Origin of the sequence: Hufsiella ginkgonis (assembly GCF_009834915.1) — a bacterium.
GTDB lineage: Bacteria > Bacteroidota > Bacteroidia > Sphingobacteriales > Sphingobacteriaceae > Hufsiella > Hufsiella ginkgonis.
In genome coordinates, this window is sequence record NZ_WVHS01000005.1 from 378623 (window position 1) to 392923 (window position 14301).

Genomic DNA, 14301 nt, shown 5'->3' on the forward strand with positions numbered 1-14301 from the left:
ACAAATAAATATGCTGATTGTTACCAACTTTTAACGCCCTTTCGTCAGGAGAGTTCCGGTCCGGCCGTTAACACATTTGCCCATAAACTGCCGGCGCCGATAATCGCGGCATTCTCTCCCAGGGTGCCCCGCAATACCGGCACGGTAACCTCCCTGTCGGCCAGCATGGCGATGGTTTGGCCGATGAACAGGTCGAACGCTTTTGAAATATTTCCGCCGATCACCACCACTTCCGGGTTCTCCATCTTAATGAACTCTATGAGAAAAAGTCCCAGGTTTGTGCCGAATTCCTTAAATACCTCGTTGGCGTCTGCATTGTTTTCCGTGTACCATACGAGGTCTTTTACATTCTTCACGTCGATGCCCGAGCGCTCTTTAAACCGTTTAATAAACCAGCGGGTAGACAGGTAGTCTTCTACGATACTATCGTGAAACGGGAAGCACCACAGCTCCGCATCGTAGGTGTAAGAAAAGTTGTATTTGGCAGATCCGAGACCGGTACCCAGCGTAAGCCCGATCACGTTCTGGTAATGCTGGGCTGCTCCGCCGTACAATTCGCCCTTGAGAAAACAACTGGCATCGTTCATCATCAGGATATCGGCAGTGTCGATCCCGAGCCTTGCGGCAAGCAACTGTTTAACGTTAAGCCCGTAAAAAGCGTCGTACTTATTCTGGCCCACCATCATGCTGATGCCTTCCTCGTAGTCGAACGGGCCCGGCATGGCCATTCCGAGACGCAGTTTCCCGGCAGGCACGAAGGAGGCGGAGCGCCTGATCACGTTTGTCCACGTGCTAAGGATCTGTTCAAGGTTTCCCTGGGTATCGAGGTGCTCCCGAACGATGGAACGTTCTATGATCTGTTTCGATTCGAGGTCTACTACGCCTGCCGTAATATGCGACCCGCCAATGTCTATTCCGATAGTAATTGAGGTGCTCATGGTTTATGTTAATACTCAAACCTCTTTTTTTGACTTAATAAAAGTTTAATAAATCATTAACGCAGGCGCCTGTTTTGCATTTTATCGTCAATTATTCACATAGTTTTTAAATACCTTTAATTGCCTTAAATAAACTACTTCCAAAGCATGCCGCAACCAGCCGCTTTTACCCCCATCCAGCGTTACCAGCGCATTTCCATTATCGATATCCTGCGGGGCTGGGCGCTCCTGGGCGTGGTACTGATGAACTACATCGACTACTACTACATGGGCCTGGATTTTTCTAAAGTAAAAATGGACGCTGTGGCCAATGTGCTGCAAGGGATAAGCAGCCTGGTATTCCAGGCCAAATCATGGACCATGTTAAGCTTCCTGTTTGGTTATGGATTTGCAGTGCTTATGCAAAATGTCGCCAATAAGGGCATCAACCCGTACACATTCTTTTCAAAGCGCATGTTCTGGCTTTTCGTACTGGCCATTATCAACAGCAGTTTCTTCTGGGGCGATATTTTGAAGGATTACGCGGTAATGGGCATGGTGCTCCTGCTTTTTTACCGGTCATCGGCCAAAACGGCCTTTATCATCAGCCTGGTATTGCTGGTAAGCATTCCTGCCGTACAGGCATATGTTAACACCCTGCAGCAATCGGGCGGTATGGAACTGATGAAACCTGATTTTCCCCTGTATAAAAGCGGTAACATCCTTAAGGTATTGTGGTTCGGCCTGCTGGGGACCTACAAAACCGAAATCCTGAGCATGGGTTACCTCGTTACCGTGCACGTGGTAATGCTCACCTGCTTTTTCCTGGGACTGGCAGCGCAAAAAACCGGCTTTTTTACCCGCCTCGCCGAAAACAGGAAGTACCTCAAGCGCATATTCTTGATCAGCCTTGGGGCCGCACTGGCCATTATAGGCCTCTTTATAACCATGAACATGCTCAAGATAAAAGACCCTTTTAAATATTACAATCCCTGGTACTTGTTCGTGCTTAGCTCTATGGTATTTTTCATGTCGGCCATCTGCCGTTTATACCTTGCCGGGAAATTAAAGGCCTTATTTTATTCCCTGGAGATGATCGGCAAAATGACGCTCACGAATTATATGGTGCAGAATTTTCTTGGCATCTTCCTTTTCTCAGGAGTTGGCTTCAGCTTATCGCTCGGCCATAAAGTCCATTTTGGATATTACCTGCTCATGGCGCTGGTGATCTACATCATCCAGGTATATTTTAGTAAATGGTGGCTGTCTAAATATAACTACGGACCTGTCGAATGGCTCTGGCGGCAGTTGAGTTATGGAAAGAAGCTTCCGCTAAAAAAAGCGTCAGATTAGAGGCAACCATTCTTCCCTGCAGAAGTGCTCGTTACTTAACTCGCCACCTGGCGCCCGCACGGCGAAAACGTGGTATACGACATTCCTTTTCGCACCTACTATAATGGCGCGCCTGTACGGTTCGGTACCTGGGTAGCGATCACCACCTCCGCCTGTTTAACCGCAACCATACACGATGAACAGAATCCCTGGTACATGAGCGCCTTATCACCCGGTAAAAAGCGTAAGGGAGTACCGCTCCAAATCCGTTAGGCAGCCTGTTGCTGACGCCCTACCTGGTTACCAAAAGCCGAGCAAATATGGGTGGCTTGCATAATGTATGTCGTATTCCTCGTCGGTACCAGGCAATTGCGCCGGGAGTAACTACCGGAAGGCGGGCGCCTGCCGCAAGGGGCCTGTAGATCCTTACCAGCCGTTTAGTGCCGGTTTGGCGGCGTTTCATTAAATTGACCAGGATGCCAGGCCCTTATACCGGCCATAAATATCTCGCAGACAAAAAATCCACCACCGCGAAATACAACCACCCAAAAAAATCCCTTAATTTGTAATTCCAATACCATTCGCTATGTTAAACGCAACCGACACCCTCGAAATCAAAATCACCCGCTCCGCGACACCGCGGTTAGCGACCACCGATTTTAGCAACCTCGCCTTCGGAAAAACTTTTTCCGACCACATGTTCGTCTGCGATTACATCGAAGGAGAATGGACCAACTTCCAGATCCTCCCTTACGGCGAGCTCCCATTCAGCCCCGCAATTTCCGCGCTGCACTATGGCCAGGCATTTTTCGAAGGCCTTAAGGCATACAATCATCCGAACGGGAAAGTCGGGATCTTCCGTCCTTATAAAAATGCCGAGCGCTCCAACCGTTCCGCCGAGCGGCTCAGCATGCCAACGCTCCCCGAAGAGATCTTCGTACAAGCCATTGCGCAACTAGTTGACCTGGACCGCGAATGGATCCCCAGCCAGCCTCACCATTCGCTGTACATCCGCCCGGTGATGTTCGCCACCGATGCGGCGCTCGGCGTACAGCCTTCCTCGACTTATAAATTCGTGGTATTAACCGGACCCACCGGCCCATACTTCTCCAAAAACCTCAAGGTAAAGATCGAAACCACGTTTTCGCGCGCAAGCGAGGGCGGCTTCGGCTTTGCCAAGGCAGCAGGCAACTACGCCGGCTCCCTGCTTCCGGCACGCGAAGCGGTAAAAGAAGGCTACGATCAGCTGATATGGACCGATGCCAAAAACCATGAATTCGTAGAGGAGCTCGGCGCCGCCAACGTTATGTTCGTGATCAACGGGAAACTGGTGACCCCCTCTACCAGGGATACCATCTTAAAAGGAATTACCCGCGACAGCGTACTCACCATGGCCCGCAGCTGGGGCGTTGAAGTGGAAGAAAGACGCATTTCAGTTGCCGAAGTCATTGCCTGCATCGCCGATGGCAGCCTTACCGAAGCTTTTGGCGTAGGCACCGCCGCTACCATCGCACATATCGCCGAAATAGGGCACGAAGGCACCGTATATACCCTGCCGGATGTTGCCGGGAGGGAGATCTCCAACAGGATCCTTAAAACGCTGAATGAAATCCGCTCCGGCCTGGCGCCCGACGAGTTTGGATGGAATTACTTGATTTAATCGATCTGCTTCACGTTAGGCCTTTCCGGGAAATTGATGTCCACTTCGATCACGGTGCGCAACACCAGGTTAACCGCGTGGTAATAAAATGCGTGCGAGATGTTGCTGAAATCGTCGGCAGGCTTGTGGTAGTTTTTATGCTCGGGAACACCGAAATACAAATACGGGATCTTATTTGCATGGAATGCCGCGTGATCGCTCCGGTAAGTACGGTCGTCGGGGCTGTGCTCCCTGTCGTAGGCAAAGCCGAGCCTGATGCCATCACCCGGTGTATGAACCTTTTCCACCGGGGGTTTTAGCCAGGGGTAATACGAAGGGCCGCCAACATACAGGTGGTTTTTAGTACTGGTGCCCATCATATCCATGTTTATATTGAGTACTATATTTTTTAACGGCAACGGCGGCTTTGCCAGGAACGCCAACGATCCGCGCATCACAAGCTCTTCGGCATCAAACGCTGCAAAAACAAGCGTATGCTGCGGCGGATGATCAGCAAAATACCTGGCGATGGCCAGCATGGCGCAGGTACCCGAGCCATTATCGTCGGCCCCGTTATATATCTCGTTGCCTACAATGCCAAGATGGTCAAAATGCGCAGAGATCACGATAGCCGTCGTATCCCTGCCCGGTATATACCCGATGATGTTGGCCCCGTAAATTTGTTTATAGTTGCTCAGCACGCTATCGTGAACCGATGCGTTGATCTTTTCCGTAATGATAGTGAACAACATTTTGTACTGCGGGGTATATTCTTTCAGCCCGATTTCCGCAAAGCGGTTGGAAAGAAAATACTGGGCGAGCCGGCCGCCATAAGTTCCCGGTTTTCTCCCCTGGTAGGCATCAGACGAAAGCTCTTTCAGGTCGGTTAGTAACCGGATGCTGTCTACCGCCTGCGCAAACGACTTAAACTGGATAAATAAGCAGGCCAGGAGCAGCCATTTATGAGTGGTTTTACGCATTCCCTAAGATAAAAAAAGGCCACCTTCCGGAAGCCTTTTTCATAGAAATTGTTTGGTAAGAATCGGGTCGGTTGTGCAGTATTTTCCTCCGGTCAGTTAATTGATCACGGCTTCCTGCAGCAAACTGTCGTCGGGGTTTCCCCAAACAAATTCGGGAAGAGCAAATGTGAGTGTAGGGCTCACTATGTCGATCTCTTCCAGATCGATTTCATCCGGGGCGCCCCAGTTGAATGACGGCAGGGAAAGAGCGGCTTTGCGGTCCATCTTTGACAGCTCCTGCTGATCCAACCCGTCCGGGTTTCCCCAGACAAATTCAGGCGCGGAAAGTGAACGTTCGGCTGCATTGCTTTTCTTGTCATCAGCAGCAAAAGCGCTGGTTGAAAGGATAAGAAAGAGGGCAGTTATAAGGATGTAAGTAGTTTTCATGACGTGGTTCGTTACCGTTTGATGATTCAAAAGTATAGCGAAACCAGGCTCAGGCCAACGGAAGGTTGGTGAACTGCAGACGGGAAGCGGTGAAATCGGGAAATTTACCGGTGAAATGGGTGCGCGTCTAACCGCTAACGTGTTTCCGTCATCGCATGGTCGATATCCACCTCTTCCCCTTTCCAGGCCCGGCGGGCGGTCCAATCAGCGTCGGGTGCGATCCAGAACGCATCCGTAGCCGGTAAGCCAAGTACCAGGAAAGCCTGCGAACAGAGATACAGGCTGCCGGTAGAAATATAGTTTTCCCCCAGGTTAGGCTGCGAACCGTAAAAACCGATCCTCAGCCAGCCCGCAGCGTCAAAGGTACCGGGCGCTTCTATTTGCCGCTTAATCACGGTATATAAGGCGAACCGCACCTGTTGCGGGGTTATGTTCGCGGGAAGCGCCTTCATCAATGCCATTTTCGAAAGGACCTGGAAAGCGCCGAAACGGTAAGCGATGGATCGCCCGATAAGGGGGTAAGTACCTTCCGGCGAAATTAACCGTTCCTGGATAGCGGCATAACGGCGTGCACGTTCCGTAATAAGGTCGTAGGTGCGTTTGGCATCGGGCGTGGTATTCCGGGTTTCCTCCAGCACTTCAACCAGCATCGGCTGGATCACGAAACTGTTATAGTAATCCCAATGAAAATTCGGTCCGTCGCCATATACGCCATCGCCTTTGTACCATTGCAGGTGCGACTTAATGGCATAATCGATGCGCATCTTATCGCCCGAATGGTCGAAATGCTCCAAGGCCGCCTCCACGGTAGCGGCAAACAGCAGCCAGTTATTGTATCCCGGCGTAATTACCCTTGATGATTTAAGCGCGGCGACCAGGTTTTTACGGCTGACATCGTCGAGATTGCCCCACAACTGCTTAGGCGCACGCAGCAATGCCTGGCAAAGGAAGGCGGCATCTACTAGCGGCTGCCCCCCGCGGTTAAAGTTCATAAAGTCGGGCGATGCCGGATCGGTCGCATTCTTGATACCGACTACCGCGAGGTCGATGTACTTCTTGCGGAGCTTGCCTTCCGCCGTATCGTCAGGACCGAGTTCGAGCCAGGGCGCCATTCCCGCCAGGAGCCGTCCGAATCCTTCGAGGTGCGTAACCGTTGCACGATCTTTGGGGTCCCTGGCTTCCACGGGCATCGTCTTTTTTAGCTCGTTGCGGCTGAGGGCGACAAGCAGCGGATCGGCTATCCGGGTTAACGTTTTTATACAATATTCTCGTTCCGCTTTGCCTTCCGGCGAAGGAGACTGTGCGCCTGCAATTTGCACCTGCCCGGATAGGCACAGGGCCGCAATTATATAAACGATCACTTTCATACGATACCTTAACTAATTAGGTTGATACTTAACCGGAAATTACGACTTTTGGGCTCCCGGTTATCATTGGTTAATTTTTAAATATACAAGGTAAAAACACATTTATGGCTGATATTTTCTCTTTAAAGAACAAAGTAATAATAGTAACCGGGGGTACCGGCATCCTGGGTAATTCGTTTATACAGGCCATCGCCGCCGCGGGCGGGATCGTAGGGATCCTGGGACGTAACCGCGACGTGGCCGAAGAACGCGCCCGCCTCGTGAACGAAAATGGCGGCCAGGCCGTGGCACTGATCGCCGATGTAACCAACGAGGCCGAACTGCAGGCAGCCAACGAACTGGTGTGGGAACGCTACGGCAGGATCGACGGGCTGATAAATGGCGCCGGCGGTAATCGTCCCGGCGGGATCCTCCCTCCAGGCGAAGATATCTTTAAACTGAGCATGGACGGAATGAAAGAGGTGCTCGACCTGAACCTTTGGGGAACAGTACTGCCCACCCAGGTATTTGGCCAAAGTATCCGGAAAACGGGAAGCGGAAGCATCGTGAACATTTCCTCCATGAGCTCGCAGTCGGCCATTACCCGCGTACTGGGATACAGCATGGGCAAAGCAGCGATCGACTGCTATACCCGCTGGTTCGCCACCGAGCTTGCCAACAGGTATGGCGATGCCATCCGTATGAACGCCATTGCTCCTGGATTTTTTCTCACCGAACAGAACCGCGCACTGCTTACCCAACCAGATGGCGGTTTTACCGAACGCGGTAACCTGATCGTACAGAACACGCCGTTTAAACGCCTGGGCGACCCGGAAGAACTGGTCGGCGCACTAGTGTGGCTGCTAAGCGACGCCTCAAAATTCGTGACCGGCTCCGTGATCGCCATAGATGGCGGGTTCTCCGTATTCAGCGGTGTTTAAGCTCTCTTAACACATGGCAGGAAGCGATCCCATCGGAAGGGCCATCCACGATTTTCACTTTACAGGTGAAGCCGCAACGCTCTGGATCCTGAACCATTATGGCGAACCGGAGGAAATGGATACAGCGATCTATTTCAGGGCGCCGCCGGACATGCCGGAACTGGAATGGGACGCCATCGGGGCTTGTCGCGGTCATGTGCTCGATATCGGCGCGGGTGCGGGCAGCCATAGCCTCGCGCTGCAGGACGCCGGGATGAGGGTTACCGCCCTGGAGATCAGCGGGCCAGCCTGTGAAGTAATGCGACACCGCGGCATCAGGGACGTGATCCAACATGATATTTTCGCGTTCGCCGGGCAACGGTTCAACACGCTGCTGCTGCTTATGAACGGCATCGGCCTGTGCGGCAGCCTGGAAGGCCTGCGCCGTTTTCTCGACCACGCGCGCACCCTCTTATCACCCGGAGGAAAGCTCCTGTTCGATTCGTCGGATATTGCCTATTTATATGAAGGCGATCTTCCTATAGATAAATATTATGGGGAGATCGCCTACCGATACAGGTATAAAGAAGAGCTTTCGGACTGGTTCAGCTGGCTCTACGTCGACCGGGAAACCTTAAAAAAAGTAGCCAACGAGGCAGGCTGGGAAGTAGAGGTGACCGCGGAGAATGACGAGGATGGCTATTTAGCTACGCTGCTATTAGCTGACAGCTGACAACTAATAAATCACCTTCCCTGTAGCCGTAATGATCGAGGCGATCCGTACGGCATCAAAGATCCGCTCTTCGGTAGTACCTAATTTGATCAACGAATCTTCGTGGGCGTTCACACACATTTCGCAGCCGTTTACCGCCGAAATAGCAAGGCTCAGCAGTTCGAAAAACTCCTTGCCCGTTACCGGTTTCGCCATGATCTGCATGCGGATCCTGGCCGGGATCCGGCCGTATTTTTCTTTCTGCGTGAAATGCCGGAAGCGGTAAAACACGTTATTAGACGATAACAGCGATGCGCAGGCTACGGCCTCGGCGATCTCGGCGGTTGTGGCACCTGCCGTAGCGGCAAATTTGGTATAAAAATCAGTGAGCAGCTTGTTCACGTTGTTGACGGCGATGCTTACACCGATCAGGCCAATCTCTTTAGCCGATAAATGCTCAGAAGCCAACGTACTGTTAAGGTTAAGTTTCAGGTCGCGCAGGTAACGCGATTCGCCGGTTTCGAGCAGGCTGAGGCTCGCGTTGCGGTAATTGATATCGGTATCGAAACCGGAAAGAATTTCGTTGATTACTTCGGTAGATTCGTTCATGGGGGGATGGAGAATAGGAAAACAGAGAGTAGGAAATGGGGAATAGGAAATGGAGAATAGAGAATAGAGAATAGGAAATCGGGAGCGCAAAGTCTCTATTCTCTGTTTCCTATTCTCTATTCTCTATTCCTGTTCCCTGCTCCCAACAAGGTTTCGTTATACAGTCAGCGTTTCCTGTCCCTTTTCCCAGTTGCATGGGCAAAGTTCGTCGGTCTGCAGACCATCGAGTACACGCAGCACTTCTTTTACGTTACGGCCCACATTCAGGTCGTTTACAGAGACCCAGCGGATGATGCCTTGCGGATCGACGATAAACGTGGCACGGTAAGCGATCTTTTCTTTTGGCTCGAGGATGCCAAGTTCTTCCGCTAACGATTTCGATGTGTCGGCAAGCATAGGGAATTTAAGATCGCGCAGGTCTTCGTGGTCTCTTCTCCACGCGGCGTGTACGAATTCAGAATCGGTTGAAGCACCGATCAGGCGGGTGTCGCGGTCGCGGAACTCGCCATAAGCCTTGTTGAATTCTGCAATTTCGGTAGGGCAAACGAAAGTAAAGTCTTTTGGCCACCAAAACATCACGGTCCATACGTTGTCATCGTTCACCAGGTACCCGGAGGTAAGTGTCTCAAACTCTTTGCCTTTCTCGATGCTCACCACTGCGGTTTTCTCAAATGAAGGGAATTTCTGTCCTATCGTTAACATAATTTTAAAATTTTAGTATCAGCATTTAAATTTTGGCAAAGGTACACCTAAATGATTAGCAGCGCAATAACGGGCAAGGTTAATCTGATACTTTTTATTGATGAGATGATAGATGGAAACTATAACATAATCATAAATATTTTACAGCTATTGAAGTGTGTAACGTAACGGCACAAGATCTCCGCGGTTGTATGCGTCTGCTTACAATCGGGCCGGTCTCGTACCGGCGCTACTTCTTCAGGGTTTCTTCAAATAGCTTATAGATCCTCTTGTACTCGTCTGTCCAGCTCGACGGCTCGGTGAACCCATGATCTTCCACCGGGTAAACCGCCAGCTCCCAGTTATCTTTCTTAAGCTCGATCAGCTTCTGCGAGAGACGCACCACATCCTGGAAATTCACGTTTACGTCCACCATCCCGTGGCACATCAGCAAGCGTCCTTTCAAGCCGTCGGCGAAGTTGATGGGCGAGCTCTGCTGGTAAGCTTTCTCGTCATTATAGGGCTCGTTGAGAATATTGGCCGTATACCCGTGGTTGTAATGTGCCCAATCCGTAACAGATCGCAGGCCTGCGCCTGATGCAAAAACATCGGGTTCGGTGAAAAGCGCCATCAGGGTAATAAATCCGCCATACGAACCGCCGTAGAGCCCTACATGTTTGGGGTTTACACCATATTTTTCCACCAGGAGCTTCACGCCGTCCACCTGGTCGGTAAGGTCTTTTCCGCCCATGTGGCGATAGATACCGGTACGGTGATCGCGGCCGTAGCCCGAGCTTCCGGTATAATCGATATCGAGTACGGTATACCCGTTATCGGCCAGGAAATTATTGAACATGTACTCCCTGAAATACTGGCTCCACCAATAATGCACATTTTGAAGATAACCTGCACCATGTACGAACACTACCGCAGGCCTGGCCGGATCGGGAGTTTTAGGTTGATAGAGGCGTGCATACACATCGGCTCCGTAGCGGTTTTTAAACGAGATCATCTCCGGGTCGCGCCACGCATACGACCGGAATTCCCCGGTGGTGGAATTGGTCACCTGTACGGCGGCAGCGCCGGGCTTATTTTCCTGTACGTACAGCTCCCAGGGCTTGTTGGAATAGGAATAACGGATAGCCAGCCACTTTTCATCGGGAGAAAGCGACACCTCGTTGCCGCCCTTCATGGTGGTAAGCTGCACGGGCGTGCCACCCGTAACCGGCACCTTGTAATAATGCGTAATGCCTGGGTGCTGTATATTGGCGGTGAAATAGAAATGTTTTTTATCATTTGATAACCGCAGCGACTGCACTTCCCATTTCCCGCTGGTAACGGCTACTTTCTTGTTGGTAACTACGTCGGCCAGGTAAACGTGCGAATAACCGGTCGCCTCGCTCTGGAAAAAGAAATGCTGGTTATCTGTCCACCCCGCGGTACCGCCGCCGAACTGGCCGCTGATACCGGGGCCGCCGATCCAGGCTTCGTCGCGCTGCCGGTCGATCAGGCTCAATTTGCCGGTTACCGGGTCCAGCTTCATGATCCAACGGTCTTTGTTATCCTGTGCGCCTATGATCACTACGGCATAATTGCCGTCGGGACTCCACACGGGTCCGTTGATCACTACCGCCCGGTCTGCATTGAGCGATTTGCGGTCTTCCAGCTGTTTGGGGTAATCTTTTACATAATCCGGTAGGTCCTTAATCCCGGGAATATCTTTTAGCACCAGTGAATAAACGGTATCGCGCAGCGTGTCATATACATACGATTCGTAAGTTGGCTGCGGCGTGCCCACTTTAGCGCGCGAAGGAAGGTCCTCGGTATAGCCGGATGCCGTAACATAGCTTGGCACGACGGTAGACTTTCCACCCTCAGGCATCCTGGTAAGCCGGTAGGTAATAAACCGGTTATTGCCGCTCAATGTCACCTGGCTTACGGTACGGTCGCCCAGGGCGATTTCCTTAGGCCTTTTAACAACCGGCAGGCTTCTTCTTTCAGCGGCAGCCGTTTTAGCGTCCTTGTCTTTTTCCCTGATCACCTCAAATAATCCTAACTGTTCGTTCCGCAGCCAGGTATCCTGTTTATTGCCTCCTGACTGTGCCTGGCCGGCAGCACCGCCTCCTTGCCTGCCGCCAAAGCCGCCACCGCCAAAACCACCGCCCTGGCCCCTGCCCGCACCGGCAACCGGTGCAGGTGCTGCACCGGCAGCCTGGCGGGTAAAGTTGGTATACTGCACCAGCTCTCCGCCGGTTAAATTCATGGAAAACAGGTTATCGCCCTTCATAAACAGCACCTTGGTTTCGTCGAAGCTGAATCTTGGGTTACTTTCCTGCTCTACGGTATTGCTTAGCTGGCGCGAAACACCGGCAATTACGTCTACGATAAAAAGATCGCCGTTACGCTCGTAGAGCTTCTGGGTCAGTTTTTTGTTAAATACGCCCGCGGCCGGCAGCACGGCGTTGCGTTCGGCGTCGCTTACTTTTACGGGTTTTAGCACAGACGGCGTAATGGCGTAAAGCGGCGCCCTGTCGGCATTCTCCGGGTTCCAGCTAAAATAGAGCTTCTTGCTATCATCGGTCCAGCGGACGTTATCGGGCGAGGTGCCCATCCATACAGGATCACGCATGATCTTTTCAACCGTTAATTTGTCGAGGGTTTGCGACCGGGCAATGCCGGCAGATACCACTAATAAGATGAGTAAAAGTTTCTTCATTATCGGGAAGTTAATCGAACGGACAATATAATAGTTTCTACCTGAAACTGCACGCCTGCACATGATCGTTCACCATACCGGTAGCCTGCATGTGTGCATAACAAATGGTGGTGCCAAAAAACTTGAAACCACGTTTCTTCATGTCTTTAGAGATGGCGTCGGAAATCTCTGTGCTGGGCCTGATCCCGCCACGGTCCTCAGGCGGCGTGGTGATCGGCTTATTGCCGGGCATAAAAGAGTACAGGTACTTATCGAACGACCCGAATTCGCGCTGCACCTGCAGGAACAGCTTCGCGTTGCTGATGGCTGCCATGATCTTTAGCTTATTGCGGATAATACCTGCATCGTTCATGAGGCGTTCCTGGTCGTGTTCGTCGAAGTTGGCAATTTTCACGGCATCGAAACCGGCAAAGGCCTTGCGGTAGTTCGCGCGGCGGCGAAGGATGGTGATCCAGCTCAGGCCAGCCTGTGCCGCTTCGAGCACCAGGAACTCGAAAAGCACCTTATCGTCATGTGTCTCCCGGCCCCATTCTTCGTCATGGTACTTCATATAAAGCGGGTCCGTACCACACCAACGGCAACGGGTAATTTCAGTATTTGCTTCCATCCGGTAAATATAGGCAACCAATCCAATCCCTGTCTCCGTATCCCATTGTAAAACCCTCCACTTTACAACCCGATGCACGGATCAGCGAAAGCGACGCATGGCGTTGGCAGCCCATTTATCCTTGATGTATTTCACATCCGTGTACACGTTCTCTGCCGACTTGGCTTTCCACCGGGCTTCGTAAACAGGCACGACCTGGTGATGGGATAAAACCCGTTCAGTTGGAAAATACCCGCCCCACACCATAAACGTCCCCGGGAAGTGCCGCTTAACGGCTTTCGACAACTCCACCGCCTGCCTGAGCTGCGGCCCTGGCATCATGGTAAAGCCCAGGTATTTGAACTCGCCGGTACGGAGATAGCTTTCGATCTTATGCCAGGGATCGGCTTCGCAGTTGCCGTCAACTATCACCCAGTCATACTTACCGTTTATCGATCATTTAATACCTGAGACAACCTTTCGAAAATTTGCCGCGTAATAATTAAGTATGAGAGCGATAAACTTTAACCACGGAGAACAAAAGGGTATTACATTACGGGCCACCGAAATCTTTCAGTCGCTAAGAAGACTAGCTGAGCTCCTGGCGTTTTACCTCCGTTTTCTGTGGTTAAATTTTAAAACCCAACGGGGCTTTGTAAAGCCGGGCGCTGCAGTGGTTGAAAAAAGTGCCGGGGAGGCTTACGACCTCTGGTCGGAAAGCTACGACTTCCAGTCCGGTAACCTCATGCTCGACCTCGACGAAAAACTATCATCGGGGTTCATCAGCCGCGTCGATCTTACCGGTAAGCATGTAGCCGACATCGGTTGCGGCACCGGGCGGCACTGGCCGAAGCTGTTCGAGCGAATGCCCCGGTCTGTTACCGGCTTCGATGTTTCTCCGGGCATGCTGGAAAAACTTAAAAATAAGTTCCCCCTGGCGAAAGTTCGTCACATAGAAAACGACCTGCTGCTCGACACGCCTGACGGGTCCTTTGATGTGATCGTATCCACACTTACCATGGCGCATATCCCCGGCATAGAGGCCGCGCTGGGCGCCTGGTGCCGCATTGCAAAGCCTGATGCCGAGATCGTGATCACCGACTTTCACCCGGAGATCCTGGAAAACGGCGGCAAACGTACGTTCAGTCACAGGCAAACTACCATTGCCGTACAGAATTATGTACATCCCGTGCCGAGGATTGCGGAGATCCTGCAGGAACACGGCTTCCGGCTGGCCGAATGGAAGGAAATAACCATCGACGAGTCTATGAAACACTATTACGCCCGCCGGCATGCGTTGCCGGTATATGAAAAATACAAGGGCCGTGCGGTGATCTATGGCCTCCATTTTAAACGCGGTCATGGTACTGAATAACCTCGTTACCGCCAACTCCGGCGAACCCGTGAATATGAAACTACCATTGATACGTCTGCCGG

14 protein-coding genes are annotated in these 14301 nt (G+C 51.7%); 5 read left to right on the forward strand and 9 right to left on the reverse strand.

Translation table 11 applies throughout. The annotated features are described in order from the left end of the window. Nucleotides 1-44: 44 nt before the first annotated feature. Nucleotides 45-938, reverse strand: a complete 894-nt coding sequence (locus GS398_RS20375; RefSeq protein WP_160908661.1) for an ROK family protein — start codon at nt 936-938, stop codon at nt 45-47. A gap of 147 nt (nt 939-1085) precedes the next feature. Between GS398_RS20375 and GS398_RS20380 the strand changes: the two genes are divergently transcribed. Both GS398_RS20380 and GS398_RS20385 read left to right on the forward strand, forming a co-directional pair. Next, complete coding sequence (locus tag GS398_RS20380) at nt 1086-2270, forward strand: DUF418 domain-containing protein (protein ID WP_160908662.1); 1185 nt, start codon at nt 1086-1088, stop codon at nt 2268-2270. A gap of 565 nt (nt 2271-2835) precedes the next feature. Beyond that, nucleotides 2836-3909 carry a branched-chain amino acid aminotransferase gene (locus GS398_RS20385; RefSeq protein ID WP_160908663.1) on the forward strand — a complete coding sequence of 358 codons (1074 nt, stop codon included), beginning with the start codon at nt 2836-2838 and terminating at the stop codon, nt 3907-3909. Here GS398_RS20385 and GS398_RS20390 read toward each other — a convergent pair. The 3 genes from GS398_RS20390 to GS398_RS20400 form a co-directional block, all read right to left on the reverse strand. Continuing rightward, nucleotides 3906-4868 (reverse strand): M28 family peptidase, encoded by a 963-nt coding sequence (locus GS398_RS20390; RefSeq protein ID WP_160908664.1) that lies wholly within the window; start codon nt 4866-4868, stop codon nt 3906-3908. The two genes, GS398_RS20385 and GS398_RS20390, sit on opposite strands and share 4 nt — an antisense overlap. 96 nt (nt 4869-4964) lie before the next feature. Beyond that, the gene (locus tag GS398_RS20395; protein ID WP_160908665.1) at nt 4965-5294 is read right to left on the reverse strand and encodes a hypothetical protein; all 330 of its coding nucleotides are present in this window, start codon (nt 5292-5294) and stop codon (nt 4965-4967) included. A gap of 134 nt (nt 5295-5428) precedes the next feature. Further along, on the reverse strand, nt 5429-6661 hold the full coding sequence (locus GS398_RS20400; protein WP_160908666.1) for a DUF2264 domain-containing protein: 1233 nt from the start codon (nt 6659-6661) through the stop codon (nt 5429-5431). Between the two features lie 104 nt (nt 6662-6765). On the opposite strand from GS398_RS20400, the gene GS398_RS20405 reads away from it, so the two are divergent. Both GS398_RS20405 and GS398_RS20410 read left to right on the forward strand, forming a co-directional pair. Beyond that, nucleotides 6766-7581, forward strand: coding sequence for an SDR family oxidoreductase (locus GS398_RS20405; RefSeq protein ID WP_160908667.1), 816 nt, complete (start codon nt 6766-6768; stop codon nt 7579-7581). Between the two features lie 13 nt (nt 7582-7594). Then, complete coding sequence (locus tag GS398_RS20410; RefSeq protein ID WP_160908668.1) at nt 7595-8293, forward strand: class I SAM-dependent methyltransferase; 699 nt, start codon at nt 7595-7597, stop codon at nt 8291-8293. Nucleotides 8294-8296: 3 nt separating this feature from the next. On the opposite strand, the gene GS398_RS20415 is transcribed toward GS398_RS20410, so the two are convergent. The 5 genes from GS398_RS20415 to GS398_RS20435 form a co-directional block, all read right to left on the reverse strand. Beyond that, complete coding sequence (locus GS398_RS20415; protein WP_160908669.1) at nt 8297-8881, reverse strand: carboxymuconolactone decarboxylase family protein; 585 nt, start codon at nt 8879-8881, stop codon at nt 8297-8299. A 156-nt stretch (nt 8882-9037) separates the two neighbouring features. Next, the gene (locus GS398_RS20420) at nt 9038-9583 is read right to left on the reverse strand and encodes a peroxiredoxin (RefSeq protein ID WP_160908670.1); all 546 of its coding nucleotides are present in this window, start codon (nt 9581-9583) and stop codon (nt 9038-9040) included. Between the two features lie 229 nt (nt 9584-9812). Further along, nucleotides 9813-12278 carry a S9 family peptidase gene (locus GS398_RS20425; protein ID WP_160908671.1) on the reverse strand — a complete coding sequence of 822 codons (2466 nt, stop codon included), beginning with the start codon at nt 12276-12278 and terminating at the stop codon, nt 9813-9815. A gap of 37 nt (nt 12279-12315) precedes the next feature. Next, entirely contained in the window at nt 12316-12885 is a 570-nt protein-coding gene (locus GS398_RS20430) for a DNA-3-methyladenine glycosylase I (protein WP_160908672.1), read from the reverse strand. Between the two features lie 81 nt (nt 12886-12966). Then, on the reverse strand, nt 12967-13296 hold the full coding sequence (locus GS398_RS20435; RefSeq protein ID WP_160908673.1) for a cobalamin B12-binding domain-containing protein: 330 nt from the start codon (nt 13294-13296) through the stop codon (nt 12967-12969). A 76-nt stretch (nt 13297-13372) separates the two neighbouring features. Between GS398_RS20435 and GS398_RS20440 the strand changes: the two genes are divergently transcribed. Continuing rightward, nucleotides 13373-14239, forward strand: a complete 867-nt coding sequence (locus GS398_RS20440; RefSeq protein WP_160908674.1) for a class I SAM-dependent methyltransferase — start codon at nt 13373-13375, stop codon at nt 14237-14239. The last annotated feature ends 62 nt before the right edge of the window (nt 14240-14301 follow it).